The 24,977-nt window shown below is 62.8% G+C and carries 29 protein-coding genes; 18 read left to right on the top strand and 11 right to left on the bottom strand.

Translation table 11 applies throughout. The annotated features are described in order from the left end of the window. Window position 1: 1 nt before the first annotated feature. From AC1DX6_RS22880 to AC1DX6_RS22890, 3 genes are read left to right on the top strand one after another with little or no spacing between them, the layout of a single operon-like run. The gene (locus AC1DX6_RS22880) at window positions 2–706 is read left to right on the top strand and encodes an XdhC family protein (protein WP_477317517.1); all 705 of its coding nucleotides are present in this window, start codon (window positions 2–4) and stop codon (window positions 704–706) included. After that, on the top strand, window positions 703–2,313 hold the full coding sequence (locus AC1DX6_RS22885; protein ID WP_477317519.1) for an NTP transferase domain-containing protein: 1,611 nt from the start codon (window positions 703–705) through the stop codon (window positions 2,311–2,313). The genes AC1DX6_RS22880 and AC1DX6_RS22885 overlap by 4 nt, the downstream gene beginning before the upstream one ends. A gap of 32 nt (window positions 2,314–2,345) precedes the next feature. Next, window positions 2,346–3,239, top strand: a complete 894-nt coding sequence (locus tag AC1DX6_RS22890; protein ID WP_477317521.1) for an alpha/beta hydrolase family protein — start codon at window positions 2,346–2,348, stop codon at window positions 3,237–3,239. A gap of 9 nt (window positions 3,240–3,248) precedes the next feature. On the opposite strand, the gene AC1DX6_RS22895 is transcribed toward AC1DX6_RS22890, so the two are convergent. Continuing rightward, window positions 3,249–4,289, bottom strand: a complete 1,041-nt coding sequence (locus AC1DX6_RS22895) for a DUF1176 domain-containing protein (RefSeq protein WP_477317523.1) — start codon at window positions 4,287–4,289, stop codon at window positions 3,249–3,251. 124 nt (window positions 4,290–4,413) lie between these two features. Between AC1DX6_RS22895 and AC1DX6_RS22900 the strand changes: the two genes are divergently transcribed. Beyond that, complete coding sequence (locus AC1DX6_RS22900; RefSeq protein ID WP_477317525.1) at window positions 4,414–4,917, top strand: DUF1993 domain-containing protein; 504 nt, start codon at window positions 4,414–4,416, stop codon at window positions 4,915–4,917. A gap of 50 nt (window positions 4,918–4,967) precedes the next feature. Here the strand turns inward: AC1DX6_RS22900 and AC1DX6_RS22905 are convergent, their stop codons facing one another. Further along, window positions 4,968–5,321 (bottom strand): hypothetical protein, encoded by a 354-nt coding sequence (locus tag AC1DX6_RS22905; protein ID WP_477317755.1) that lies wholly within the window; start codon window positions 5,319–5,321, stop codon window positions 4,968–4,970. Window positions 5,322–5,510: 189 nt separating this feature from the next. On the opposite strand from AC1DX6_RS22905, the gene AC1DX6_RS22910 reads away from it, so the two are divergent. The 3 genes from AC1DX6_RS22910 (at window position 5,511) to AC1DX6_RS22920 (ending at window position 8,464) form a co-directional block, all read left to right on the top strand. After that, a complete protein-coding gene (locus AC1DX6_RS22910; RefSeq protein ID WP_477317527.1) occupies window positions 5,511–5,966 on the top strand; it encodes a hypothetical protein in 456 nt (151 codons plus the stop codon). A gap of 121 nt (window positions 5,967–6,087) precedes the next feature. Further along, the gene (locus tag AC1DX6_RS22915) at window positions 6,088–7,155 is read left to right on the top strand and encodes an aldo/keto reductase (RefSeq protein WP_477317529.1); all 1,068 of its coding nucleotides are present in this window, start codon (window positions 6,088–6,090) and stop codon (window positions 7,153–7,155) included. 43 nt (window positions 7,156–7,198) lie between these two features. After that, window positions 7,199–8,464 carry a cysteine desulfurase-like protein gene (locus AC1DX6_RS22920; RefSeq protein WP_477317531.1) on the top strand — a complete coding sequence of 422 codons (1,266 nt, stop codon included), beginning with the start codon at window positions 7,199–7,201 and terminating at the stop codon, window positions 8,462–8,464. 10 nt (window positions 8,465–8,474) lie between these two features. Here the strand turns inward: AC1DX6_RS22920 and AC1DX6_RS22925 are convergent, their stop codons facing one another. The 6 genes from AC1DX6_RS22925 to AC1DX6_RS22950 form a co-directional block, all read right to left on the bottom strand. After that, entirely contained in the window at window positions 8,475–9,503 is a 1,029-nt protein-coding gene (locus AC1DX6_RS22925) for a histone deacetylase family protein (protein WP_477317533.1), read from the bottom strand. Further along, entirely contained in the window at window positions 9,500–10,027 is a 528-nt protein-coding gene (locus tag AC1DX6_RS22930) for an N-acetyltransferase family protein (RefSeq protein WP_477317535.1), read from the bottom strand. The genes AC1DX6_RS22925 and AC1DX6_RS22930 overlap by 4 nt, the downstream gene beginning before the upstream one ends. 2 nt (window positions 10,028–10,029) lie before the next feature. Continuing rightward, window positions 10,030–10,539 (bottom strand): 2-thiouracil desulfurase family protein, encoded by a 510-nt coding sequence (locus tag AC1DX6_RS22935; protein WP_477317537.1) that lies wholly within the window; start codon window positions 10,537–10,539, stop codon window positions 10,030–10,032. 39 nt (window positions 10,540–10,578) lie between these two features. Next, window positions 10,579–11,505, bottom strand: a complete 927-nt coding sequence (kce, locus tag AC1DX6_RS22940) for a 3,5-dioxohexanoate:acetyl-CoA acetone transferase (protein WP_477317539.1) — start codon at window positions 11,503–11,505, stop codon at window positions 10,579–10,581. A gap of 8 nt (window positions 11,506–11,513) precedes the next feature. Continuing rightward, complete coding sequence (locus AC1DX6_RS22945) at window positions 11,514–12,809, bottom strand: aminotransferase family protein (RefSeq protein ID WP_477317540.1); 1,296 nt, start codon at window positions 12,807–12,809, stop codon at window positions 11,514–11,516. A gap of 77 nt (window positions 12,810–12,886) precedes the next feature. After that, complete coding sequence (locus AC1DX6_RS22950; protein WP_477317542.1) at window positions 12,887–14,557, bottom strand: N,N-dimethylformamidase beta subunit family domain-containing protein; 1,671 nt, start codon at window positions 14,555–14,557, stop codon at window positions 12,887–12,889. 127 nt (window positions 14,558–14,684) lie between these two features. Between AC1DX6_RS22950 and AC1DX6_RS22955 the strand changes: the two genes are divergently transcribed. From AC1DX6_RS22955 to AC1DX6_RS22965, 3 genes are all read left to right on the top strand, one after another. Further along, window positions 14,685–14,933: a ParB N-terminal domain-containing protein gene (locus AC1DX6_RS22955; RefSeq protein ID WP_008875526.1), complete on the top strand. Its 249-nt coding sequence runs from the start codon at window positions 14,685–14,687 to the stop codon at window positions 14,931–14,933. Between the two features lie 111 nt (window positions 14,934–15,044). Next, window positions 15,045–15,530: an SRPBCC family protein gene (locus tag AC1DX6_RS22960; protein WP_477317544.1), complete on the top strand. Its 486-nt coding sequence runs from the start codon at window positions 15,045–15,047 to the stop codon at window positions 15,528–15,530. A gap of 26 nt (window positions 15,531–15,556) precedes the next feature. Next, window positions 15,557–16,507 carry an alpha/beta fold hydrolase gene (locus AC1DX6_RS22965; protein ID WP_477317546.1) on the top strand — a complete coding sequence of 317 codons (951 nt, stop codon included), beginning with the start codon at window positions 15,557–15,559 and terminating at the stop codon, window positions 16,505–16,507. 53 nt (window positions 16,508–16,560) lie between these two features. Here AC1DX6_RS22965 and AC1DX6_RS22970 read toward each other — a convergent pair whose 3' ends face one another. Then, the gene (locus AC1DX6_RS22970; RefSeq protein ID WP_477317548.1) at window positions 16,561–17,598 is read right to left on the bottom strand and encodes an isopenicillin N synthase family dioxygenase; all 1,038 of its coding nucleotides are present in this window, start codon (window positions 17,596–17,598) and stop codon (window positions 16,561–16,563) included. A gap of 191 nt (window positions 17,599–17,789) precedes the next feature. On the opposite strand from AC1DX6_RS22970, the gene AC1DX6_RS22975 reads away from it, so the two are divergent. After that, window positions 17,790–18,188: a GFA family protein gene (locus AC1DX6_RS22975; protein WP_477317550.1), complete on the top strand. Its 399-nt coding sequence runs from the start codon at window positions 17,790–17,792 to the stop codon at window positions 18,186–18,188. 116 nt (window positions 18,189–18,304) lie between these two features. Further along, a complete protein-coding gene (locus AC1DX6_RS22980) occupies window positions 18,305–18,502 on the top strand; it encodes a hypothetical protein (protein ID WP_477317552.1) in 198 nt (65 codons plus the stop codon). A gap of 1 nt (window position 18,503) precedes the next feature. Here the strand turns inward: AC1DX6_RS22980 and AC1DX6_RS22985 are convergent, their stop codons facing one another. Next, window positions 18,504–19,418, bottom strand: a complete 915-nt coding sequence (locus tag AC1DX6_RS22985; RefSeq protein WP_477317554.1) for a hypothetical protein — start codon at window positions 19,416–19,418, stop codon at window positions 18,504–18,506. A 309-nt stretch (window positions 19,419–19,727) separates the two neighbouring features. Between AC1DX6_RS22985 and AC1DX6_RS22990 the strand changes: the two genes are divergently transcribed. Next, the gene (locus AC1DX6_RS22990; protein WP_477317556.1) at window positions 19,728–20,786 is read left to right on the top strand and encodes a glycoside hydrolase family 25 protein; all 1,059 of its coding nucleotides are present in this window, start codon (window positions 19,728–19,730) and stop codon (window positions 20,784–20,786) included. Window positions 20,787–20,942: 156 nt separating this feature from the next. Beyond that, on the top strand, window positions 20,943–21,446 hold the full coding sequence (locus AC1DX6_RS22995; protein WP_477317558.1) for a DUF2314 domain-containing protein: 504 nt from the start codon (window positions 20,943–20,945) through the stop codon (window positions 21,444–21,446). A gap of 25 nt (window positions 21,447–21,471) precedes the next feature. Here AC1DX6_RS22995 and AC1DX6_RS23000 read toward each other — a convergent pair whose 3' ends face one another. Further along, a complete protein-coding gene (locus AC1DX6_RS23000; protein ID WP_477317560.1) occupies window positions 21,472–22,386 on the bottom strand; it encodes a LysR substrate-binding domain-containing protein in 915 nt (304 codons plus the stop codon). A 104-nt stretch (window positions 22,387–22,490) separates the two neighbouring features. On the opposite strand from AC1DX6_RS23000, the gene AC1DX6_RS23005 reads away from it, so the two are divergent. The 4 genes from AC1DX6_RS23005 (at window position 22,491) to AC1DX6_RS23020 (ending at window position 24,956) form a co-directional block, all read left to right on the top strand. Beyond that, window positions 22,491–22,661, top strand: coding sequence for a hypothetical protein (locus tag AC1DX6_RS23005; RefSeq protein WP_477317562.1), 171 nt, complete (start codon window positions 22,491–22,493; stop codon window positions 22,659–22,661). A gap of 42 nt (window positions 22,662–22,703) precedes the next feature. After that, window positions 22,704–23,306, top strand: a complete 603-nt coding sequence (locus AC1DX6_RS23010) for a class I SAM-dependent methyltransferase (RefSeq protein ID WP_477317564.1) — start codon at window positions 22,704–22,706, stop codon at window positions 23,304–23,306. Between the two features lie 105 nt (window positions 23,307–23,411). Further along, on the top strand, window positions 23,412–23,849 hold the full coding sequence (locus AC1DX6_RS23015; RefSeq protein ID WP_477317747.1) for a VOC family protein: 438 nt from the start codon (window positions 23,412–23,414) through the stop codon (window positions 23,847–23,849). A gap of 141 nt (window positions 23,850–23,990) precedes the next feature. Then, window positions 23,991–24,956 (top strand): DUF3592 domain-containing protein, encoded by a 966-nt coding sequence (locus tag AC1DX6_RS23020; protein ID WP_477317566.1) that lies wholly within the window; start codon window positions 23,991–23,993, stop codon window positions 24,954–24,956. The last annotated feature ends 21 nt before the right edge of the window (window positions 24,957–24,977 follow it).

Consider the following 24,977-nt stretch of genomic DNA (forward strand, 5'->3'; position numbering starts at 1 on the left):
AATGGATCCGTACGCCTTAAAGACACTGAATGCCGAACGCCGCGCTCGCCGGGCGGCGATCCTGGTCACCGATCTTGGTGACGGCCGCGACCGCATCGTGCGCGAGGGCGATCCCGTTGCCGGCGATTTGGGTGCTGCCATCGCCAAGGCGTTTCGCACCGGCACTTCCGGTTCGGTCGAGGCGGAGGGAAGAACCTTTTTCCTCAATGCGCATCTGCCGCAGCCGCGCCTGGTGGTGATCGGCGCCGTCCATATCAGCCAGGCGCTGGCGCCGATGGCGAAGATCGCCGGCTATCCCGTCGAGATCATCGATCCGCGCACAGCCTTTGCCACGCCTGACCGTTTTCCCGATGTCGCTTTGCATGCCGAATGGCCCGAAGATGTGCTGAACCGCCAGCCGCTCGACAGCTATACGGCGCTGGCCGCCGTCACCCACGACCCGAAGATCGACGATTTTGCGCTGAAGGCGGCACTCGACGCCAACTGCTTCTATGTCGGTGCGCTTGGCAGCCGCAAAACCCACGCCAAACGCGTTGAGCGGCTGCTGGCCCTGGGCGCCACAGCCGACCAGATCGCCCGCATCCACGCGCCGATCGGCCTCGACATCGGTGCGGCAAGCCCGGCCGAGATCGCTGTCGCGGTGCTGGCGCAGGCGATCCACGCCTTCCGGTCGCGCGGCCTCGAAGCCAAGGGCGCTGCAGCGTGAAATTCGGCCCGATCCCGATCGAGGCGGCCGAAGGTGCTGTGCTGGCGCACGCCACCACGGCCGGAGATCGACGTTTTCGCAAAGCGCACCGGCTTAGCGCTGACGATGTATCGCTGCTGAAGGCTTCAGGTATTTCGGAGGTGGTCGCGGCAGTGCTGGCTGAAGACGATCTGAGCGAGGACGCAGCCGCCGAAAAGATCGCCGTAAGCATGGCCCACAGGAACATCGAGGCCAAGCCGGCTGCGACCGGCCGCGTCAATCTGCATGCCGACGCCGCCGGCATCTTCACCGTCGATGCGGCTGTCATCAACGCCATCAATGCTGTCGACCCGACCATCACCATCGCCACGCTGGCTCAGTACGCTCCGGTCGAAAAAGGCCAGATGGTGGCGACGGTGAAGATCATTCCTTTCGCGGTCGCCTCGGCTTTGGTCGATACGGTGGCAAAGATCTGCGCCGGTGGCGAGATCTTTGCCGTCAACGCCTATCAGCCGGTACGCGTCGGCGTCATCCAGACGGTTCTGCCGGGAATCAAGCCAAGCGTGCTCGACAAGACGCTGCGTGTCACCGAAGCGCGGCTGGCGCGTTCGGGCGGCAGGCTAACGGCGGAACGCCGTACGCCGCATGAGATCATCGCTGTCGCGGAGGCGGCAGCCTCGTTGGCGCGCGACAATGACATGGTGGTGATTTTTGGCGCCTCGGCGATGAGCGACTTTGGCGATGTCGTTCCGGCGGCCATCGAGCGCGCAGGCGGCACCGTCGTCCGCGCGGGCATGCCGGTCGATCCCGGCAATCTGCTGGTGCTCGGCATGCTCGACGGCAAGCGCGTCATCGGTGCGCCAGGTTGCGCCCGCAGCCCCAAGGAGAACGGCTTCGACTGGGTTCTCGACCGGCTGATCGCCGGCCTCGACGTGACCGCCAAGGACATTGCCGGCATGGGCGTCGGCGGGCTTTTGATGGAAATCCCGACGCGGCCGCAGCCGCGCGAACCGCTGCCGGCCAAGGCGCAGCTGGCAGTCGATATCGTGCTTTTGGCTGCCGGCCGCTCCAGCCGCATGGGCGGGCCAAACAAGCTTCTGGCATTGTTCGACGGCAAGCCGCTGGTGCGCCGCACCGCCGAGCGTGCGCTCGCCTCGAAAGCCTCTCGAGCAATCGTCGTCACCGGCCATCAGCGCGAGCGGGTCCGGGCAGCCTTGTCTGGCCTCGACGTGACCTTTGCCGACAATCCGGATTTTGCCGAAGGCCTGTCCTCGTCGCTGAAAGCCGGTATTTCTAGGGTTGCCGAGGACGCCGCCGGCGCCATGATTGTTCTCGGCGACATGCCAGGCGTCTCTTCGGTCGACCTCGACAGGCTGATCGACGCTTTCCGCAAGGCCGAAGGCCGCTCGGTCGTGCGCGCCTCGCATGACGGCCGCCGCGGCAACCCGGTGCTGTTGCCACGCGCGTTGTTTCCCGCGATCGCCCATCTCGAAGGCGATACCGGCGCGCGGCACCTGGTCGAGGCCGAGGGGCTGGACGTCGTCGATGTCGAGATCGGCGAGGGCGCAGCCGTCGATGTCGACACACGCGAAGCGCTGGAAGGCGCCGGTGGCGTGCTGCAGGATTGACAAACCGAAGCTGAAAAACGCATGGCTTGGGCATGGCTTTCAGATTCCGCTACGCACTTTTTGCCTCAGCGCTTGTATTGTTCCCTGGCAGCATCGCTGCTCGCGCCGACGAGCTAAAACCCTTCAAGGACGATCTGTTCGCCTACCCGGCCACGCTGTCGTCCGCGGACAACGGCGCCTACACGGTCATCGACTACCAGGAACTGCGCGACATCAACGCCCGTGACGAAGTGCCCGAGCGTCGGGTGCACGCCCAGTACACCGACACTGGCGTGCGCAAGGTGCAGCAGGATCTGCTGCTGAAAACCGATGCCGGCGATGTCAGGCATGTCGCTGTCGGCAAGACGGAGAGCGCCAGCATCATCGTGCTCTACCTGCACGGGCAGGGCGGCAGCCGCAAACAAGGCGTCGACGACTTCACTTTCGGCGGCAATTTCAACCGCATCAAGAACCTGATGGCCGCCAATGGCGGCCTCTATCTCTCTCCGGATTTCACCGATTTCGGTGACAAGGGCACAGCCCAGGTCGCGGCGCTGATCGACCACTATGCGGAAAAGTCGCCGGGCGCGAAAATCTTCGTCGCTTGCGGCTCGATGGGCGGATCGCTGTGCTGGCAACTCGCCTCTCGAAACGACACCGGCCGGCGCATAAGCGGGCTGCTGCTGCTTGGCTCGCTCTGGGATGATAGTTTCCTGGCGAGCCCCGCCTTCAGGCGCCATGTGCCGGTTTTCTTCGGCCAGGGCAGCAAGGACCCGGTATTTCCCGTGGAAAAGCAGGAAGCCTTCTTCCGCTCCATCATCGCCAAATCGAAAGCCTATCCCTATCCGACCCACTTCGTCCGCTTCGAAACGGGTACGCACGGTACGCCGATCCGCATGACCGACTGGCGCGGCACGCTCAACTGGATGCTGTCGAAGGCGCCATAAGGCGCCGTGCTAGGGCGCGGTGTTGTAGTCGACGACGGTCTGCGGGTTTTCGTCGCCGTCATAGGACGCATCGACGTCGTACTGGACCAGGGAAAAATCACCGTTGCGGAACAGGTATGTTCCTGAGCTGGAGGCATCACCGACGCCGCGCCATTTGTTGAACGTGGTGAGCGTCTTGGTCTCTTCAGTATATTCGGGATTGGTCGCCCAGCCGCTCGTCTGGAAGCCGATGATGCTCATGCCCAGCAGTTTGCCGTCGCTGTCATTGTTCTCGTAACGGATATCCATCTGAGGCTCGGCGAACTGCAACTGCCTCACCCCCGATACCTCGTCGGTCATGTAGTAGACCGAAGCGGTGTTGTAGGCTGCCGCCTGGCAGTAGAACTCGAAAAGCCGTGTTTCCTTGTCGGGATCGCCGGCAGCCGCGTCCTTGTCCTTGTATTTGATCGAAAAAATGTTCGGCTCCTCGCCGAGAAATTGCTCGTCGCACTGGCTGCCATAGTCGGCGGCAAACAGTTTGTTCACCTGCTCCAGTACGGCGTCTTTCTTGGGCGGCGGCGGTCCGTCGCCGCAGCTTGCCGGCAACGCCTCCTCGAAATCGGCCTTCGATGGTTTCAGCGCGCCCTTGTCGATGAAGATCGGGCGGAACGGCGGTTCCTGGATCTGGGCGTTGACCTGGCGCAACGTGTAGCAGCCGGCAAAGACCGCTTCATTGCCGTCCTTGTCGGTAGCGCGGATGGCGACCGGAACATTGTAGAAAATGCTGCCGGCCGCGCCATCGTCGGAGACGGCGCCAGTGGCGACATCGACCTTGTCGGTGCCGTCATAGCCCTTGACGAATGTATCGAAATCCTTGGCCGGTTTGGTGTCGCCGTAATAGCCCCAGGCGCGCGCGAATTCGTGCCGGTTGATGGCGTTGTAGAGCGAGCGGACGACAGCGGCGGCGTCCGACCGGTCATCGAGATAGGGCGCGTCGTCGTCGGCAAAGGCTGTCTGGCTGATGGTGGCAAGGGAGAAAAAAGCGGTCGCTGCAAAAAGGGCGCTTCTCATCGCGAATCTCCAGTCGATGCGGGAAATCCTAGCACAACGATTACGGCGACGCGGTGACGCTTGAAAAGTCACCCGCGAAGGCGCTACGTGCCCTCGTCGGCGTTCCGCCGTGTGGAGATTTCAAGTGACACTATCGATGTATGAGGCGTCCGTGCCGGTGTTTTCCGCCAGGCTCAAGGCGCTGTCCAATGTTCTGTCTGCAGCCGAACAGAATGCGGCTGATCGCAAGATCGACCCGCAGGTGTTTCTGACAGCGAGGCTGGCGCCCGACATGTTCGCGCTGGTGAGGCAGGTGCAGATCGCCACCGATCATGCCAAGGGTGCGCCGTCACGGCTGGCCGGCCGCGAGGTGCCGAAATACGAGGACAACGAGGTGAGTTTCGCCGACATCCAGGCGCGCATCGCCAAGACCGTCGACCATCTCGCGACCTTCTCGGCGGCCGACCTCGATGGCTCCGACGAGCGGACAATCGAACTCAGGCTGGCGGGACGTGAAGTCTCGATGCCCGGGCTGCAATATCTGTTGCACGCCGCCATGCCCAACTTCTACTTCCACGTGACCACGGCCTACGACATCCTGCGCCACAACGGCGTGCCGCTGGGCAAGGCAACTTTCCTCGGACGTTGAAGGTCAAAAGGTTTCCCGGTCGCTGCCGGGAAACCTCACCTGGCGCCGATTCAGCGCAGCGACATTTCCCGGGCGATGCGCGGGAAATCGGCCGGCTTGATGCCGATGTCAGCGCGGTCGGTGCTGCTCATCGCATGCAGCAGTGCCAGTGCCGAGCGATAGCGCAGATGTTCCTGCGGACGCGGACGGGCGAACATTTCAGTGAAGAACCCCATGATCATGGCCCCTTGTTGATCCTCCACATCCAACAATATAGGCAAATCATGAAGATTGTGCAGTGCAGCATTTGCATGGCAGCCATGCTGCACGAATTTTTTCGTCACAATCGAACAGGCCGGTGAAACTTCCGGCGCGTGCCGACCGTATGCTTCAACGCTGGCACATGGCCGGCTTTTCCTCGCCACTCCTGGCGAATTTTCCGGGCTGCATGAAAATGCAGCCCGGCTTTTTTTGCACGAAGCGAACGGCTAAATTGGTTAAGATCGGTCGCATTCATTTTTAACGAGCCGGTTCTATGTTGGGCGCCGGTATAGCTGCGCTTACGACAGGGGGAGGCTGAGATCGGCACCGGGAGCAAGCGGGATTTCGCTTCGTTGCTCGACGACCTTTTCATCGCCCCCGACAAGGGCGAGGAGGCCGGGGCACGGCCGTCGATTCCGTTCGATTATCTCTCGGTGGCGGATGAACTTCATTCCGGCCGCATAAAGGTTGCCGGCGACACATTTGCCGCCGAGTATCGCGAGGGCGCCGATCTGGCGAGCGAGTTCGCCGCGCTGCTCGATCAGGCGAAGATCGCGCTTGCCGGCGAAGAGCCCAAGCCGGAAGACAAGCTGCCGCCGATCGATCCTGAATCCATCGCCGTCGAACTTGGCCTCAACCAGCCGAAGGATGTCGCCGATTTCGGCCGCATGCGCCGCAGCTTCGCCTTCGCCAACCATCCCGACCGTGTCGCCCCGCATTTGCGCCAGCGCGCCATGATCCGCATGCAGGTGGCCAACATGCTGATCGACGAAGCCAAGCGGCGCGCTTTGGCCGGCGCCCGGCGCTGACTTTTCCGGAGTTCACGCAAAAGTCGGTCCGCTGAGGCTTGGAGAGCGCGTCTGCTTTCCTGTAAGGTGCAACTTCCTTCTCGCGCCGCCGCGCCAGTCTTCCCTCCGGAGCAGAAATTCCATGCACAAACGCCGTCTCGGTCGGACCGATCTTCTTGTTACCCAGATCTGCCTGGGTTCGATGACCTGGGGCCAGCAGAACACGGAAGCCGAAGGCCATGCCCAGATGGACCTGGCCTTTGCGCGCGGTGTCAATTTCATCGACACCGCCGAGCTTTACCCGATCCCGCCCAAGGCGGAGACGCAAGGCCGTACCGAAAAGATCATTGGCAGCTGGATGAAGGCGAAGGGCAACCGCGACCAGGTCATCCTGGCCTCGAAAGTGGTCGGCCGCACCGCCAACACCTGGTTTCGCGGCGACCGTCCCTCGAAGCTGGTGCGCGCCGACATCTTTGACGCGATCGAAAAATCACTGACCAAGCTCGGCACCGATTATCTCGATCTCTATCAGATCCATTGGCCGGAACGCGATATTCCGTGGGGCGCCAATCCGAACCGCATCGGCGCCGTGGCGCCGCGCGCCGATTCTGTCGGGGCGCCGGCCGGCGAGACGCCGATTGCCGAGACGCTTGCCGTGTTCGACGAGTTGGTGAAGGCAGGAAAAATCCGCCATTTCGGCCTCTCGAACGAGAATTCCTGGGGCGCCATGCGCTTCATCGCGGAATCCGACAAGGGCGTCGGCCCGCGCATTGTCTCGATCCAGAACGCCTATAATTTCGTCAACCGCACTTTTGAGGTGAACCTGGCCGAAGTCTGCGAGCGCGAACAGGTGTCGCTACTGGCCTATTCGCCGCTGGCGCAGGGCTATCTCACCGGCAAATACGACCATGGCGCACGGCCGCAAGGCTCGCGCTCGCAACTGTTCAACCGCGGCCAGCGCTATGAGACGCCGAATGCGGCGGAGGCGCAGCTCGAGTACAACGAGCTGGCGCGCTCCTTCGGCCTGGAGCCGGCCTTGTTTGCCAACGCCTATGTGTCGAGCCGGCCCTTCGTCACCTCCAACATCATCGGCGCTACGACGATTGCGCAACTTGAAATGGCGCTGTCGTCGGTCGATGTGGTGTGGACCGAGGAGATGCAGAAGGCGGTCGATTCGATCCACCAGCGCGTCGGCAATCCGGGCCCGTAGACAGGCGATCCGTAGGCCGGTTGAAGTGATTGGGGGGACAAAAATGACATTTCTGATCGACGCCGTGCGGGCAAAATTTCCGGCCCTCGGGCTCACCGACAAGGGTCGCCGCCGCATCTATCTCGACAATCCCGCCGGCACGCAGGTGCCGCAAGCGGTTGCCGACGCGGTGTCGCACTGCCTCTTGACCACCAACGCCAATCTCGGCGGCTTCTTCGAAACCACGATCGCCGCGCAACAGGTCGTCGACGATGCTCACGCCGCGATGGCCGATTTCCTCGGTGCTGCGTCCCCGCAGGAGATCATCATCGGCGCCAACATGACGACGCTGACCTACCACATGTCGCGCACGCTCGGCCGCACGTTCAAGCCTGGCGACGAGATCATCCTCACCCGCATGGACCACGAGGGCAACGTCTCGCCCTGGCTGCAACTGGCCGAAGACCTTGGCCTCGTCGTGCGCTGGCTGGCTTTCGATGAGCAGAGCTGGCAGGTCGAGGAGACGGCTCTGAGCGCATTGCTGACCGACAGGACGCGGCTCGTCGCGCTCAACTACGCCAGCAATCTGACCGGCTCCATCAACCGGGTGAAGGCGCTGACCGGCATCGCCAAACAGGCCGGCGCGCTGGTCTATGTCGACGCCGTGCAGTTCGCGCCGCATGGCCTGGTCGACGTGCAGGACCTCGGCTGCGATTTCCTGATCTGCTCGGCCTACAAATTCTTCGGCCCGCATATGGGCATACTTTGGGGCAGGCTGGATGTCATCGAGGCGCTAAAACCGTACAAATGCCGCTGTTCGTCCAATGGTCTGCCGGAACGTTTCGAGCTTGGCACACCGCAAATCGAACTGATGGCCGGCCTCACCGCCGCGGTCGACTATTTCTCGGAGCTGGGCGCTGCGGCCGGCGAGAAAGGGCCGCGAAGGCGCAAAATTGCCAAGGCGTTCGAAGTGGCGATTGCCTACGAAAACCCCTTGGCGCAACGACTGATCGACGGGCTGTCGGACATCGCAGGCCTGACCATCCGTGGCATTACGGACCCGGCGCGGCTTGCGCATCGCGTGCCGACGGTTTCCTTCACCGTCGACGGCGTCGTGCCGGAAACCATCGTGCGGCAGATGAATGCGGAAAACATCTTCCTGTGGTCGGGCCACAACTACGCCTGGGAGATCGTCCACCAGCTCGGCATTCCCGCCGAGCACGGCGTCGTGCGCATCGGCATTGCCCACTACAACAATGCGGCCGAGATCGACGAGACGCTGGAAAGCGTGCACCGGGTCATCGCCATGCTCAGGCAGCAGCGATCCTGACGCAGCATCCTCACCGGTTCTTGCCGCCGAAGCCGGTAAGGAACGCAGTGAGATTGTCGCCGAGTTCGTCGCAGAGATAGCCGCCTTCCTGGACGATGACCGTCGGCAGGCCAAGGCCGGCAATGGCTTCGCCGATGCGCGAGAAGCCGGGCGTCGTCACTGACAGCCCACCGAACGGATCGCCTTCAAAAGCGTCGAGGCCGAGCGCCACCACAAGCGCGTCGGGTGCAAACGCGCGGATGCGCTGGAATGCCGTCGTCAGTGCTTCGAGGAACTGGGCGTCGCCGGATTTGCGTGGCAGCGGCAGGTTCAGATTGTAACCAAGGCCGGGCCCTTCGCCGCGCTCGTCGGCATGGCCCCAGAAGAACGGATAGAAGCGCACCGGATCGGCATGCAGCGACACCGTCAGCACGTCCGGCCGGGCATAGAAAATGCCTTGCGTGCCGTTGCCGTGATGCAGGTCGACGTCGAGGATCGCCACCCGCGCTGCTTGTTTGCGCAGCACTTGGGCGGCGACCGCCGAATTGTTGATGAAGCAGAAGCCGCCGGCAACATCGGCAAAGGCGTGGTGGCCGGGCGGACGGCACAGCGCATAGGCGGCCGGTGCGCCCGCCATCACCGCTTCGGCAGCTTCGACCGCGCTCCAGGCGCTCCACAGCGCGCTCTGCCAGGTCTCGGCCGAGATCGGGCATGCGGTGTCGGCCATGTGATAGCCGGCCTGCCCGACCGCCGAAGCCGGATAGGCGCCGTCGCGCGCCAGCGGGTGGATGTTGGGGATGACTTCCGCCGAGGCGCCTTCGATGCGCTGCCAGCGCGCAAAAATGTGTTCGAGGAAAGCGAGATATTCGGGCGTGTGCACGGCCGCCACCGGGCCGAGGCCATGATCCCGGGGCCGCTCGACAGTCAATCCGGCAGATCTTGTGCCGGCTAACAATCGCTCGGCGCGCGCCGGCTGCTCGGGGTTGGGCTGCGGTGCGCCGCTGGACAGAAAGGCCTTCGGGTCGTGGCGTTTCTGCTCCTCGGCAAAGAAGGCCTTCATTCCGTTTCCCCATCCTGCACTGCATCGGCAAAGGCGAAAAAGGCCTCACCGACGATTTTTTGCGTCTGCTCGTAATGCGCCCAGCCAATGCCGAGCTTCTCGTAAAAGGCCTTGGCGCCGTCATTGTCGGTGTCGACCGACAGCCTGAGATAGACGCCGCCATCCCTGCGGCAGTCGCGCGCGACGCGGCGCAGCAGTTTTTCACCGATTTTGCGGCCGCGAAACCGGTCTTCGACATAGAGGTCCTGGATATAGACGCCGGGCCGGCCCATCCAGGTCGAGAAGATCGGGAAATGCAGGCACAGCCCGGCGAACTCGCCGTCGACCTCGGCGATCAGGGTGGAGAAGGCGGGTTTGTCGCCAAAGCCATAGCGGCGGAAATCCTCGGCGGTGGAGGTGATCTGCTGATGCCCGCCGGTATGGGCGCCGAAGCGCAACAGCGCGGCGTGGATGGTGTCGACGTCGTCGATGGTGCCGGGGCGGATGGCGGTATCACCGGTCGTGTTCTGGGTCATCTCTGCCATGATCAGGCTGCGGTTCCGGCTGAACCGAGCTTGCTCAGGAGATCGTCAAGCTCATCAATACCGTCTTCCGAAAAGACGCGAATGCCGTTCGCTTCCAGCAGCGCGGTGGTCGTGCCGCGACCGGCAACGCGCTTGCCAGAAAAACTGCCGTCATAGACGAAGCTTGAGCCGCAGGACGGGCTGCCGTCGGTCAAGACCGCATAGCGGCACCCTGTTTCCCTGGCGAGATCGAGCGCAAGCTGCCCGGCTTCGAGATAGAGTGCGGTCACGTCGTTTCCGGTTCGCTCGACCACCTGGCCTTGGCCGTGCAGCACAGCAAGGCCGTCGCCGGTGCCGCGAATTTCCGCTGGCGGACGCGGCGTCGAGAAACCCGCGGCAACCTCGGGGCAGATCTGCACGATCCGCCCTTCCGCCTGCCATCGCGCCAGAGTGGGATGGTCGTTGAGCCGGTAGGAGCCGTTGTAGCGAACCTTGCTGCCGAGCAGGCAGGCTGAGACGAGAACCCTTTCCATATCAGCTCCTCCCTTTGCCACCCGGCCTCCACTATGCGCCTAGAACGCTACCCGGTCGCCACCCTTGAGCGCCAGCATGGCGCGCGCCTCGGCAGGCGTCGCGACCTCCAGCGACAGTCCGTCGAGAATGCCGCGGATGCGGCGCACCTGGTCGGCATTGGATTTTGCCAGCTGGCGGCCGTCGTAAAGACTGTCTTCCAGCCCGACGCGGACATTGCCGCCCATCGCCGCCGCGATCGAGATCAACGGCATTTGGTGGCGGCCGGCGGCCAGCACCGAGAACTGATAGCTGTCGCCAAAGAGTTTGTCGGCGATGCGCTTCATGTGGATGAGATTGTCGGGATCGGCGCCGATGCCGCCCAAAATGCCGAGCACAAACTGGATGAACAGCGGCCCCGACACCAGTCCGCGGTCGCGAAAATGCGCCAGCGAATAGAGATGGCCGACATCGTAGCATTCGAACTCGAAGCGCGTGCCGCAGCCCTTGCCGAGCTTTTCGAGCACGCTCTCCATGTCGGCGAAAGTGTTCTTGAAGATGGTGTCGCGCGTCGCTTCCAGAAGCTTCGGCTCCCACTCGTGCTGCCATTCTCTGGGCTTGTCGAGCATCGGGAACAGCGCGAAATTCATCGAGCCCATGTTGAGCGAGCACATTTCCGGTTCGGCCCGCAGTGGTGCCGCCAACCGCTGGTCGAGCGTCATCAGCGACGAGCCGCCGGTGGTGATGTTGATCACCGCATCAGTCGCCTGCTTGATGCGCGGCAGGAATTGCATGAACACTTCGGGGTCGGCGGTGGGCCGTCCGTCCTTCGGGTCGCGCGCGTGCAAATGCAGGATTGAGGCGCCGGCTTCGGCGGCTGCAATGGCATCTGTCGCGATCTGGTCGGGGGTAACCGGCAGATAGGGCGACATGGACGGCGTGTGCACCGAGCCGGTGACCGCGCAGGTGATGATGACTTTTCGTGCCATTTTGCGCCTCATTGGTTGATCGGCAGGTCGAGTTCGCTGGCAAGCGCTTTCAGTGCGTCGCCAAGGACCGCGATAATCTCGCCGATCTGGTCGCGGGTCGCGATCAGCGGCGGACAGACCATGAAATTGTCGCTCACCGGCCCGCCTCGCACGCGCCGCGAGTAGACGATCAGTCCGCGTTCAAAGGCCAGATCGATCAGCCGCAAATTGGCGTTGAGATTTTGTGGAAGTGGCGTCTTGGCCGAGGGGTCCGCGTAGAGTTCCGCTCCCATGAAAAGGCCCTTGCCTCTCACATCGGCGATGAAAGGAAAGCGGTCCGACAGGGCTTCAAGCTCGGCCCTCAGCACCTCGCCCATGGCGGCGGAATTCTCGATCAAGCCAAGGCGGTCGACCTCGCCAAGAACGGCAACGCCCGCTGCGCAAGCCACAGGGTTGCCGCCGTATGTATGGCCATGCAGGAATCCACCCGCCTCGATAACCGGCCCGACGATCCTCTCGGTCGCTGCGAGTGCGCCAAGGGGTGCATAGCCGGATGAAAGGCCCTTGGACAATGCTACGATATCCGGCCGGCAAGACCAGTGATCACCGCCCAGGAATTTGCCGGTGCGCCCGATGCCGGTCATCACTTCGTCGTGGATGAGCAAGATGCCGTAGTGGTCGCAGATTTCGCGGATACGCTGAAAATAGCTGTCCGGCGGTACCAGCGCCGCGGTCGCTGCACCGCCGATCGGCTCCATGATGAAGGCGAGCACACTTTCCGGTCCTTCCTCCAGGATCTTCTCCTCCAGCATATTCGCGTAGCGGACACCTCGCTGTTCCATTGACAGGTTGTCGTGATCGCGATGAACGAACGGAGCCGGCACCAATGGCATTGGCCGACCGATCGGATCGAAGGTCTTGGTGAGAATATCGTCGCCGGTGACAGCAAGCGTGCCGACTGTGACACCATGATAGGAGGGCATACGTCCGATGGTCTTCCAGCGTTTGTGCTGACCTGTTGCTACAGCCCATTGCCGCGCGAGCTTGAGGCAGGCTTCGATCGCCTCGGAGCCACCGGAAACGAAATAGATGCGGTTGAGCCCGTTGGGCAGCCGATCGGCCAGTTCCCGTGCCAGCCCGATCGCCTGTTCGTTCTCGAATTGAAAGATGTAGGCGAAGCTGACGCGGTCCAGTTGCCGCTTCATCGCGTCGATCACATTGCGGTTGCCATGGCCAACATTAACGTTGACCGCGCCGCTCGATCCATCGATGTAGCGGCGGCCGCTCTTGTCCCACAGGTAGATGCCATCGGCGCGGTCCACCATTGGCCGTTGCAGCCTGGTGAAATGGAAAAGGTTCGGTCGACGGTCGGATTCGACGGACTGCAAAGCGATCAACCCTCTTACTTTCGGCCGAGATAGCGGTCGAGAACATTTCTGGTCACGCGTTCGACCATCGCATCCTGCCTTAGAAGGCCGGCAACCCATTCACAGCTTCCGGCGTGGAAAACCTCGCCCTTGCCGCGCGGGAAATTGACGATCATGCCGTTGCCGCGTTTGACTTTTTCGAGGTTCGTGTCAGTTGCCTCGCCGAACAAAGTCTCGGCGGTGAAGCGGCCGTCTTCGTCGCCGAGGAACTGGTCTTCAAACGGAATGTCTGCGCTTTCCTCGACCTGGCTCGCCATGCCGACGGCCAGCACCTGCAAACCGTCAGGCGCGCCGCTGTCTGGCGTGGGGTAGGGCAGGCCGCCACGTATCTCGAAGTCGAGCCCGTCGACCTCGTAGCCATAGACATGGCTGTCGGCGCCGAGCAGATCGCCATAGTAGATGCCGGTGCCGGCAAAGGCCCAATGCTCGGGTCGGTAGACCGGGAAGCCGCGCACGCCGCGCGGTGCGCAGCCGCCCCAGCCGGCATAGACGCCGCGCGTGGCATTGAGGCCGAAGGTCGCCGCACCCGGCCGGCCGATCTCCGGCGCTTCCCAGGAATTGCTGGCGCGGGTCACGTCGCCGCCTTGGAGATAGGCGGGGTCTTCGGCACGCGCCCGGTATTTGTAGCAGACCTGCCGGCGGCCTTCGTCCTCCAGCCTAGTCTGCCACATGAAATTGCCGGCAAAGCGCGCCGCGTGGCCGCCCCGTTCGACATAGGCGTCGACGGCGTCGCGCATCTCCCAGGTCCAGTATTCGTCATGGCCGACGAAAACGACACAGTCGTAGCCGTCGAGAATCTCCGGCGAAAAATGCAGATCGTGCTGGCTAGCAAGATCGACGCCATACCCGGCGCGCTCGGCAAAGCGGAAGAAGTGGCTGTCATAGCTCGCCCAGCCTGATGAGGCGTATTTCTTCGAGTGGCCGGTGGCGAGCGCCCATTCCATATGGGGATAGCGCGGCACGGTCTTTGGCGGCACCGCGACCTCCAGCGGCACGCGCGGCGCGTCCTTCGGCAGCACGACGAAGCCGCGGCACCATGGCCGCTGCGTCGATACCATCGTCGCGTACTGGTCGCGGTTTGGCCCGGTTATGCCTTGGTAGTGGTTGGAGCCGCCCCAGGTGTTGTAGGCGAGCCAGGTGCCGGTCGCCGCGATTTGCAGCACGCGGCCGGGCCTTTTGCCGGGCGGCGGGGCAACAATAATGACGTGGTGGCTGTGGATCGGCTTGCCATCGTGGCCGTCCGCCGAAAGCCTGACGCGGTAGGCGCCGGACGGCCAGTCGTCGCCGATGCGGAATTCGAACGACGCCTCCCAGCCGCAGCCCTCGACCGAAGACTGGTCCGGTGTTTCCTGCCAGCGCGCCACGATTCCGGCCTGCTCGAAAATCTTGGTTTCGGTTGCGCCGTCGCGGATGATGACGATGCCGAAGCTTGGTGCCGTCGAGCTGACATGCAGCGAAACTGTCTCGCCGGGCCGGTAGGAGAAGCGATCGGAATAGCACCAGATCTCGCCACGCTCGCCATCCATGCCGGGCCATTCGTAATAATGGCCGCGCACCGCCTCGCGGCGCTGCTCGGGCGTCAGCCCGAAATCGGGGAACTCGGTCGGCAGCTGCGTCAATGAACACCTGAGATCAGTGGCCGCCATTGAGACCATCGGCCAGCCAAGCGTCAAATGGAAACGATCGGGCCAGCATTCGTCCACAGCGCCCTTGGCCGAGTTGGCCAAACAGACTATCTCAAGGACAGGCGGCATTTCTGCCGTGGGAGCCAAAATGCTGAGAGTGCAAAAGGTCAAGGTCGACGACATCTACGTGCCGACCGCGCGCAAGAAGACATTGCACCCCGAGACCGTCAGGCATCTGGCCGAGGACATTCTGGAAAACGGCATGAAGACACCGATCCAGGTGCGCCATGACGGCAAGCGCCACATCTTGGTCGAGGGCCTGCATCGGCTGGAAGCGGCCAAGTGGCTCGGCGAAACCGAGATCGACGCCTATCTCGTGCAAGCCAAGCGCCACTAGGCTCGCCGGCCCTCGGTCCACCGCTCCCGTGATTTTTTCGCCAGGTCGTGTCGGCTGGTGCTCCGTCGGCGCGTCCTTGGGGCACAACCCAGATCAACCGAGGAGACCATCATGACCACCAAGCTCGACATCACCCCCGGCAATGACCGCGAACTGGCTCTTGCCCGCATCATCGATGCGCCGCGCGAAAACGTCTATCGTTGCTGGACCGACCCCAAGCTGGTGACGCAATGGTTCGCACCAAAACCGTGGACGACGCCGCGCGCCGAAATGGACGTGCGCACCGGTGGCTCCACCCTGGTCGTCATGGCCGGCCCCGACGGCAACGAATTCCCCAACCCCGGCGTCTTCCTAGAAGTCATCCCGGGCAATAAGATCGTCTTCACCGACGCCTACACCACCGCCTGGGATCCCTCGGAAAAGCCGTTCATGACCGTTGTGCTGACCTTCGAGGATGAGGGCGCCGGCAAGACCCGTTACACGGTGCGGGTCCGGCATTGGAGCGTTGCTGACCGCGAACAACACGAAAAGATGGGTTTTCACGACGGCTGGGGCCAGTGCACCGACCAGCTCGAAGACCTCGCCAAGACGCTTTGATGCCAACGAGACGGGAGGAGATCGATATGTCCAGAACCTTGCTTTTCGCCATTCCTGCCTTGGCGGCAGCGCTTCTTGCCTCGCCGGCCACCACCAATGCAGAGGAACCTGCCATGACGACCGAGACCAAAACCCTGCCGAAGCCGGAAAAGTCCGGCCTGCTGCCGATCGACGGCCTGAACTACTATTACGCCGTCTACGGCAAGGGCGAGCCGCTCCTTCTGCTGCATGGCGGTTTGGGCACGATCGATATGTTCGCGCCGATCCTGCCCAGGCTTGCCGAGCATCGCACGGTGATCGCTGTCGACTTGCAGGGCCATGGCCGGACCGCGCTTGGCGAGCGGCCGTTCGGCCTGGAAGCGATCGGCGACGACATGGCCGCAATCGTCAAGGCACTCGGCTATGACAAGGTCGATGTCATGGGGTATTCGCTGGGTGGCGGCGTCGCCTTCCGCATGGCCGTCCAGCATCCCGAAGCGGTGCGCCGGCTTGTCCTGGTCTCGACCGGCTATGCAGCCGACGGCTTCTATGCCGAGATGCGCGGCCAGCAGGCGCAAGTCAGCGCCGCGGCAGCCGATTTCATGAAGGACACTCCGATGTACAAATCCTACATCGCGGTGGCGCCGCATCCGCAGGATTTCCCAAAACTGCTCGATGCGCTCGGCAACTTCATGCGCAAGGATTACGATTATTCCGCCGACGTTGCCAAGCTGAAGATGCCGGTGATGCTGGTCTATGGCGACAGCGACATGTACCGGCCCGAGCATGAGATCAAGTTTTACCAGATGCTCGGCGGCGGCCTCAAGGATGCCGGCTGGATGCGCGAGAACCTGTCGCAGAACCGTTTGGCCATTCTGCCCAATCGCACCCATTACGACGTCTTCTTTGCCCCGGAACTGACCGCCGCAGCGCTGCCTTTCCTCGATGGCGAAACGAAAGTGAAGAGCTGGGACGAGGTCGTCGGCGAAACCGAATGACCGCTCGACAATGACCCGCCGGCGGTCTCGCGCGAGACGGCCGGCGGTTTTCTCTATGACGCCCTTTTGCCTGTGGAGGCTTGGGCGCGGCGCGGCTGCCTGAGATGCTTGATGCCGCTCATCTCGACGAAATTCGTCGCTGCTTCCCAAAGATAATCGCCATAAAGAAACGGCTCGAAGGGCTCCGCGCCGGTCAGCGGTAGCGGCGCGATTTCGGCATCGACGCGCGGCTCGTAGAAGAACGGGATCGAGAACCGCGCCGTTTTCGGCGCAATCACCCGGTGCCGCGTCGCCCTGACACGGCCGTCGGTCCAGCGTTCCAAAAGCTGGCCGAAATTGACCGCCAGCGTGCCGTCTGCCGGCGGCACGTCGATCCATTCGCCGGCCAGGTTTTTCGCTTGCAGGCCTTCGACACCGTCCTGCGCCAGCAGCGTAACGAAACCGGAATCGGCATGCTCGCGGCCAATGACGGTACGCGTCTCGCCCTTGTGGACGACGGAAAACTCTGGCCCGCTGAGATCGACGCCGGCGTCGCGCAAGGGGTAGCGAATCAAGCGCAGCGTGGAGATGCCGCCGTCAAAATCGCCGTCGAAGATCGTCTCCGTCAGGCCGAGCCCGCGCGCCACCGAGCGCATCAGCGCGTTGCCCACCGCTTCCATCACGCGGTAGTAGCTTGCCGCCGCCTCGCGCCAGCCCGGCAGCATCTTTTCGTCCGGCAGCGGTGTCGGTTCGCAAAGCGGATCATCGGAGGCAGCGGCTCGCCCATGCGCAAGGTCTGGCCCCATATCGATGCCTTCCTTGTAGGAAACAGCAGTCGGCTGCAGCGGGAACCAGCCGCGATAGACGTTCTTCCTCGTCCGGTCGAAATTCCAGCGCAGCAGCTTTTCTTTCTCGGCATCGGGCAGGGCAAAGATGCGCAGCAACTGCGCCCGCTTCATCGGCGTCAGCCAGTCATCGCCGGGAAAATTCTTGATCGCCATGAAGCCGATGCCTGACGCGGCGGCCAGGATCCTGGCATCGGTGAGGTCGCGGGCGGGCGAGGGCGGGCCGAACAAGGCCGCGATGCCTATGGTTTCGATGTCCTGCGCCATGCTCTCGGCTCCAGCCTGCCACCTGCAAACAGGCGCGACGGCCGGCATTCCTGTCAATCCCATGCCGATGCCGGTCGTTGGGCCAATCGCATTCCCATCACGGCAGGTGATACCCCCATCAATGGTTTTCAATTGACCGAGCCATTCCTGCCGTTACCCTCCAGGCTTTCCTCAGGAAACGGAACCGGGCGATGACTGGATATCAGGGCGGGTGTCTGTGCGGCGCGGTGCGCTATCGCGCTGACGCTGCACCGATCAATGAACGCGTTTGCCACTGCCGGCGCTGCCAGAAGGTAATTGGCGCTGCCTTCAATGCGCGCGTGCTGTTTCGCATCGACGACGTGACCGTCGAGGGGGCGGTGGCGACGGTCAACACCTCGCCTGACCTCAAGCGCGGCTTTTGCTCGGCCTGCGGCACGACGATGTTTTCCCGGCGCGAGTCCGCCGGCATCGTCGGCATCACCACCGGCTCGCTCGACGATCCCTCGGTCTTCAAGCCGCAGATGCATATGTGGACAGCTTCGAAGCAGCCGTGGGTGCAACTCGACGACGGCCTGCCGCAGTATGAAGGCGCACCGCCACCGAATTGAATCGCATGACCAAAATTTAATCCAAATAGTCACGACATAGCCGGCAAAGCGTCATTGGCGGGCCATGATTGTCTCCCTATCTATCGGCTGCGGGCCGGCATTCGAGGAGGCGACGGATGAACGACAGCATCAACACCCTGGACGAGCTTTTGAGCGATCCGATGGTCTTGCTGGTGATGGAGCGTGACCGCGTAAAACCCGAACAGGTGCGCATCTTGCTCGAACGCGCACGTCGCCCCGCCGTCTATGGGCCGCTGGTGCCGCCGGCGCATGTTGTCGCCAAGACCTGCCTAAAGCAGTGGTTGGGCAGATAGGTCAGCCCGAGTTTGCCGGCAAATAGCTGTAATGGCTGCGGAAATAGGCCAGCTTGAAACCGAGCCGCGCATAGTTGCGATAGGCCGGACCGTCGCGGTCGGGGTGCGGCGCCTCGATGTCGGCGACAAACAGTTTCGCGCCAGCCGCAAGGCCGTCGCGCACCATCGCTTCGCCGAGCATGGCATCGAGATCGAAGCTTGGCGCCATGATGCCGGGCACCGGCGCGTCGATGCCGCTCCAGGCCGTGCCGTCAGCGCCGATGAACAGCGAACGCACCGCGGCAAGCGCGCCATCCCGCTTCAGCATGTAGTGATGCCAGCCCTGTCGGCCGACCAGCGCATTAAGCCATGGTGAGGTCGGCAGCCGGTACTGGCTGTCGATGAAGCCTGCCCATTCGCTTGCCGTTGCCCGCGTCACGCGTTCCACCGAAACGCCCTCGATCGGGAAAAGCGGTTCAGCCGCCAGAGGGGCTGCCTCGCGAAAAATCCGTTCCCAGCCACTCAGGCGCTGCAGGCCGCGCGCCTCGAGCCAGCATCTGAGCGCAGAAGGCTCAGCGTTCGGATTGGCATAGAACCACGGCCTCGCAATGCCGGCGGTGCGGTAATGCGCCAGGAGCGCGTCAAGCTGGCTCTCGGTGGCCGGGCCATCGACGCCGAAATTCTTCACACAGTTGAAATGGATGAAGGGGATCGTCGTGCAGGTGGTCCAGACCAGATTGCCGTCTTCGGCGATCGACAGTCCGAGCCGCGCGGCAAAGTCGGCGGGAGCGGCGCGATAGAGATCCAGCCAGGCATTGACCTCGGCGCCTTCGATGGCGCGGCTGAAATCGCGGGAGACGTCTTCCATTGCGATGGCGGGTTGATGCGGTTCGGGCAGGGCGACGGGTTGCAATTCGGACAGCGCGGCGGACGACATGGCTTCCTCCCGGTTCGTCACCTTACAATGTAAGGTTAGCGCAGAGTAATATTAACACGGAACTTGTCAAGCGGGATTAGGGGCAGCATCGGCCTTGCTGCCAATGCCACCCCTGGAGATTTGCCGAGATGCGGGTGCCAAGCTCCTCCTTCTCCCCTTGTGGGAGAAGGGAGAGCCGCGACGGGTCGCTGGCTTATGGCTAATATTTGATTCAAACTTTGTTGGTAATTTCTCGTTAGTAATCGAAGCCAGTTTTGTCCGGCGGCGATTGTTGGCTTTCGGTCTGTTGTGTTCTGCGTACAGGTCCAGATGCGGTTATCAGGCGTCGTCATTTTCTCGGTCGCGGCTTTGTGCCTTGCCGGCTGCTCGTCGACGGCAGGCGTCGATGCTTTGCAAATGCCGTCCAACGAGACCACCAGTTCGGTCGTGCGGCCGAGCGCGCTGGTCACGGCGGCTCCGGTAGAGACAGCCATGCTCGCGCCGATGCGGTCCGATGCGGTGGCCGACAATGCGCCACCCTTTTCCATGGTTGAGGAAGAAGAGGCCATGATCGCGCCCTCGTCGGCGCCGCAGGAGAACGCCGAACCGCGGGCCGAGCCGATTGCGCTGGTGTCGCAACCGAAGCGGCTGAGCCGGGCTGCACCGCCGATGCTGGCCGGGCCGATCACGCGCTACGGCTTTCGTGACGCCAAGCCGATGAATTTCGGCAAGGCGTCGCCCCGGCATCTGGCCGTCCACGGCGTCGACATCTCGCGCTGGCAGGGCAACATCAACTGGGAAAAGCTGCGCGGCCAGGGCGCCAATTTCGCCTATATCAAGGCTACTGACGGCGGCGACCATCTCGATCCGATGTTCATGAAGAACTGGCGCAATGCCGATGCCGCCGGACTGAAGCGCGGCGCCTATCATTTCTTCTACTGGTGCCGCACCGCCGGCGAGCAGGCCGACTGGTTCATCCGCAATGTGCCGAGGGTAGAGGGCGCGCTGCCGCCGGTGATCGATGTCGAGTGGAACGGCGAATCCAGCTGCAAGCGGCGCCCGTCGCGCGAAAAAGTGCTGGAGAAGATGCAGGTGTTCATGGACAAGCTGGAGCGCCACTACGGCCAGCGGCCCATCATCTACACTAGCCCCGATTTCTACCGCGACAATCTGCAGGGCGCCTTCCCAGACTATCCGTTCTGGCTGCGTGCGGTGGCGCGGCATCCCTCAAAAGTCTATCCCGGCCGCAAATGGCTGTTCTGGCAGTATTCCGGCTCCGGCCTGTCGCACGGGGTAAGCGGCCGCATCGACCTCAACGTCTTCCATGGCGACGAAAATGCCTGGCGGGCATGGGCGGGCGGGCGGCAGATGGTGGCTAACGCCGACTGAACGCCTCACGACGCAGGCTGGGACGGCCGCGCCTGCGCCGGTGGTCACCTTGGCTTGAATTTTCAGCGTTTCGCTAACGATCCGCTCACTTTGTCCTTTAGCGCTATCGCAACAGCCTTCCGGTAACGTGCCCGTGATCGGGTTTCGGAGGGGTCAATGCGCAATCCAGTTCTGGCAGTCGCTTTGGTGGCCGGCGTCAGCTACGGGTTTTTCAACTCGCTCGGTCACATGCCGGACGCCGGCACCTCGCTGGCGGAGTCGAAGCAAAACGTCGTTTCCTATTCCACCGAGGACAAGGCGATGCAGGCCGCCAAGAAGAACGGCCGCTCGACGCTGCCGCGCTTCCACCAGCTGATCGCCGCCGGCACGCCCGGAACCTACACGGTGAAATTCCCGCTGACGCAGAACGGCGCCACCGAGCATATCTGGTTGCAGCTGGTCGGCTACAGCGACGGCTCGTATATCGGCCTGCTCGCCGACGTCCCGGTCAACGGCAACAAGTACAAGATGGGTGACAGGATGACCGTGGCCGAGGCCGACGTCGAGGACTGGATGGTCAAGGACGGCAAGGTCATCTACGGCGGCTACACCACACGTCAGGCATTTGCGGATATGCCCAAGGAACAGGTCGCAAAGTACGGGCTGACCTTCAAGGATTAAGGCGGCCCGTCACCGCGCTGAAAGCCTATCTGGCCGCGCGCATTTCGCGCTCCCTTATGTCAGCCGTCTGGGCCAGCACCCAATCCCGAAACACCTTGATCTTGGGTGTATTGCGCCGGCTTTCCAGATGCACCAGCCAATAGCCGTCGCCATCGGATCCGACGATCTCAAAGGGCTGTATCAGCTGTCCCTTCGCCAGCAGGGCGCTGTAGAGGTTCTGGGTGAGGATCGCCGCGCCCTGATCGGTGATTGCCGCCATCGCATCATAGGTCTGCCCGCCAAGCGCCGGACGCGCAATGACACGACCGGGATCGAAGGGCACGCCGGCGGCTTCGAACCAGATTTTCCACCAGGGATCGTCGGGGCCGCATAGCGGCACCTTGTAGAGATCCTCGGGGTGGCGGATGCCGCCGACGCTTGCGGCCAGTCTTGGACTGAGCATTGGCGTGTAGTCCGCCTTGAACAGATAGTGGGCTGTCAGGCCGGGCCATTTTCCAATGCCGGTTCGAATGCCGATATCCATGTCCTCGCGCGTGAAATCGACCAGCCGGGACGACGTGTCCACCTTCACGGCGAGATCGGGATGCATCAGTTGGAATGTTCCAAGCCACACGGCCAGCCAGTTCGACGCAAATGTTCCCATCGTCGTGACGGAAAGCACCCCGGTCGCTCCACCCTTGGTGGCGAGCCATGCATCCGCCAAGGCTGAGAACGCGCCGGTTGCCAGCGGCGCCAGCTGTTGCCCGGCCTCCGTCAAGGCTATCTGCCTTGTTTTTCTTATGAAAAGCGGCGTCCCGGCGCGCTCTTCCAACACCTTGATCTGATAGCTGGCCGCTGACTGGGTCATGCCGAGTTCTTCGGCCGCCTTGGTGAAGCTGCCCAGCCGCGCCGCGGCTTCAAACACACGAATGGCGCCCAGCGGCGGTAGCTCCCAACTCATGATGCATCAATCCTCCTGATGCATACTACTCGACGTTCGATTGGAAACCAAGGCCGGAAAACGGCATTCTCTGCCCATCAGATCGAACCCTGGAGGGTACGCCAATGACCACCACCACACTGCGCAATACGTTCCGTCTTCCGATCCTCGGCCTCTTCACCGCGCCCTTCAGGCCCCGTAAGCGCGGCCAGATCGACCACCGCGGCTTGTCGGACCATTTCCTGCGCGATATCGGCATACTCGACGGACACGTTCCCAACGGCAGCATCCGCTGAGGCGCGTCTCTTTGACCGACTTGGATAGAAAGGGAGGGAAGCGTGTCATCGGAGGATCTGGCGAAAAGCCGTCAAACGATCAGCGCCTATGAGGACGATGCGGAACACTACAATGCAATCGTGCGGCATGTTCCCAACGAGAGAGAGCAGGCATCGCTAAAGCGCCTTGTAGCGATCGCCGGCACATCAGGCCAAATTCTGGAAGTCGGCTCGGGGCCGGGATACGATGCCGACTTTCTGGAGAGTTTGGGCGCCAAGGTTCGGCGCACCGACGCAACCAAGCGGTTTCTTGAGCTGCAGGCCGCGCGCGGCAAGCACGGCGAGCTGCTCGATCTCATCACCGATGACCTCGGCGGCCCTTACGACGCAGTCCTGGCCCTGTGCGTCCTGATCCATATTCCGCGCGACCAGACCGACCAGGTCCTTGCCAAGATTGCCGGATCGCTGCGGCCAGGCGGTGCCTTCCTCGTCTCCATGCGCAATGGCGATGGCGAGACATCAGGCGAATATCATACGATCTACTGGCGCAGGGACGACTTCGCGGCCCGCATAGAAGCCGCCGGGCTGGTCCTCATCAGGGACGATTTCAACTTGGGACGCGGCAGCGAAGAATGGAACACGTTCCTGGCTGTCAGGCCGTCATGACACTGTGTGGGCTTTGCTTCTGAGACCGTTTGAAAACGGGGTGGCGGTTTGAGGCGGTCCATGGTTCAAGCTTCTGATGTGGACAGCAGCTTGGAGATTGGCAGCATGGCGCTCAAGCGGATGGACAATGTAGGAATCGTCGTCGAAGACCTCGCGGCGACGATTGATTTCTTTCGCGAACTCGGCCTCGAGCTCGAAGGGCAGGGCACGATCGAAGGAGAATGGGCCGGACGTGTCACTGGACTGGGCGATCAGCATGTCGAGATTGCCATGATGCGCACACCGGACGGCCACAGCCGGCTCGAGCTCTCCCGCTTCCTCAGGCCGCCTGTCATCGCAGATCACCGCAACGCCCCGGTCAACGCCCTGGGCTACCTCCGCGTCATGTTCACCGTGGACGACATCGACGCGACGCTTGAAAGGCTCCGCACGCGCGGCGCGCAGCTCGTAGGCGAAGTCGTCCAGTATAAGGACGTGTATCGCCTCTGCTACATCCGTGGACCCGAGGGGCTTCTGATCGGACTCGCCCAGGAACTCAGCTGAGCGCAATACGAGCGCGTCCGCCCGCCTGTTCGAGGTCTCCACGGTCGGCCGCTCGCCAGGCACGATCAGCTCGCAAATAGACATCGCCGCTGCCTTGATGTCTATTTGCAGGCTCCTGCACCCTTGGGCATCGGAGGCGAGTTGGAGATCAAGTTTCTGCTGGTCGGCTTTGCCTGCGTGGTGGCGGGCGTGTTGTCGCTCATCACCTTCGTGAAATGGCGGGAGGTGCGGGCGCTCAGCCACTGGTTGCCGACGCCGGGAAAGATCATCTCGTCGCGCGTCGAGGCACGCAAGGTGAGAGTCTCGGGCGTTGGCGTGGACAGCAATGATGCCACCGAAATCCGCAATTTTCCGGCGATCACCTTCGAGTACAAGGTGGGCAAAAAGACATTTCGCGGCTCGCGCTACAGCGTGAAGGAGAATCTGGGGAATTTCGAAGTCGCCGAGACGCTTGCGCAGTTTCCCACCGGCGCCGAGGTGACCGTCTTCTACAATCCGGCCGATCCGAGCAAAGCCGTGATCGAGCGCACCTTGCCGGACGGCGCCTTCAAATTCATGGTGAAGCTTTCGGCCGGGCTGGTGATCGGCGCGGTGGTGCTGGTGTTTTTTGTCGGCGGTGCTCTCGACGCGATCGGACCGCATTTGCCCAAGCCGCAGAACCTCGGCGCGGCCGTGCTGCTGCTGTTCATCGGCCTGTTTGTCCTGCTCATGGGCATCGCCCACAAAAAGATCGCTCAGAGGGCAGAAAAATGGCCGGTCGCTATAGGGCGCACCGACGCGTCAGGCCTGGAGGCGCTCCGGGCTTATGGTATCTATCGAGGCTGGCGCACCGTCTTCAGATCGCGCATCGTCTACAGCTATGCCGTCGCCGGCCAAAACTACAGCGCCGATCGCGTCACCTTCGGCGCCGGCGTGACAGCGTCGCTGCCCGGCCTCGTCAGCGGCCAGGCGCGGCGCTATGCCGAAGGCAGCAAGGTCGACGTCCACTATGACCCCGCCAACCCGGCCTCGGCAGTGCTCGAATGCCGGGTGCGCGGGCTCTGGCTGCTGTGGGTGTGTTCGGCGGGCTTTCTTGGCGGCGCTGCCTATCTGGTTGGGCTGGTCTGAGGCAGCTCTTCCCTTCTCCCC

This window comes from Mesorhizobium sp. P2_C4, assembly GCF_056404575.1.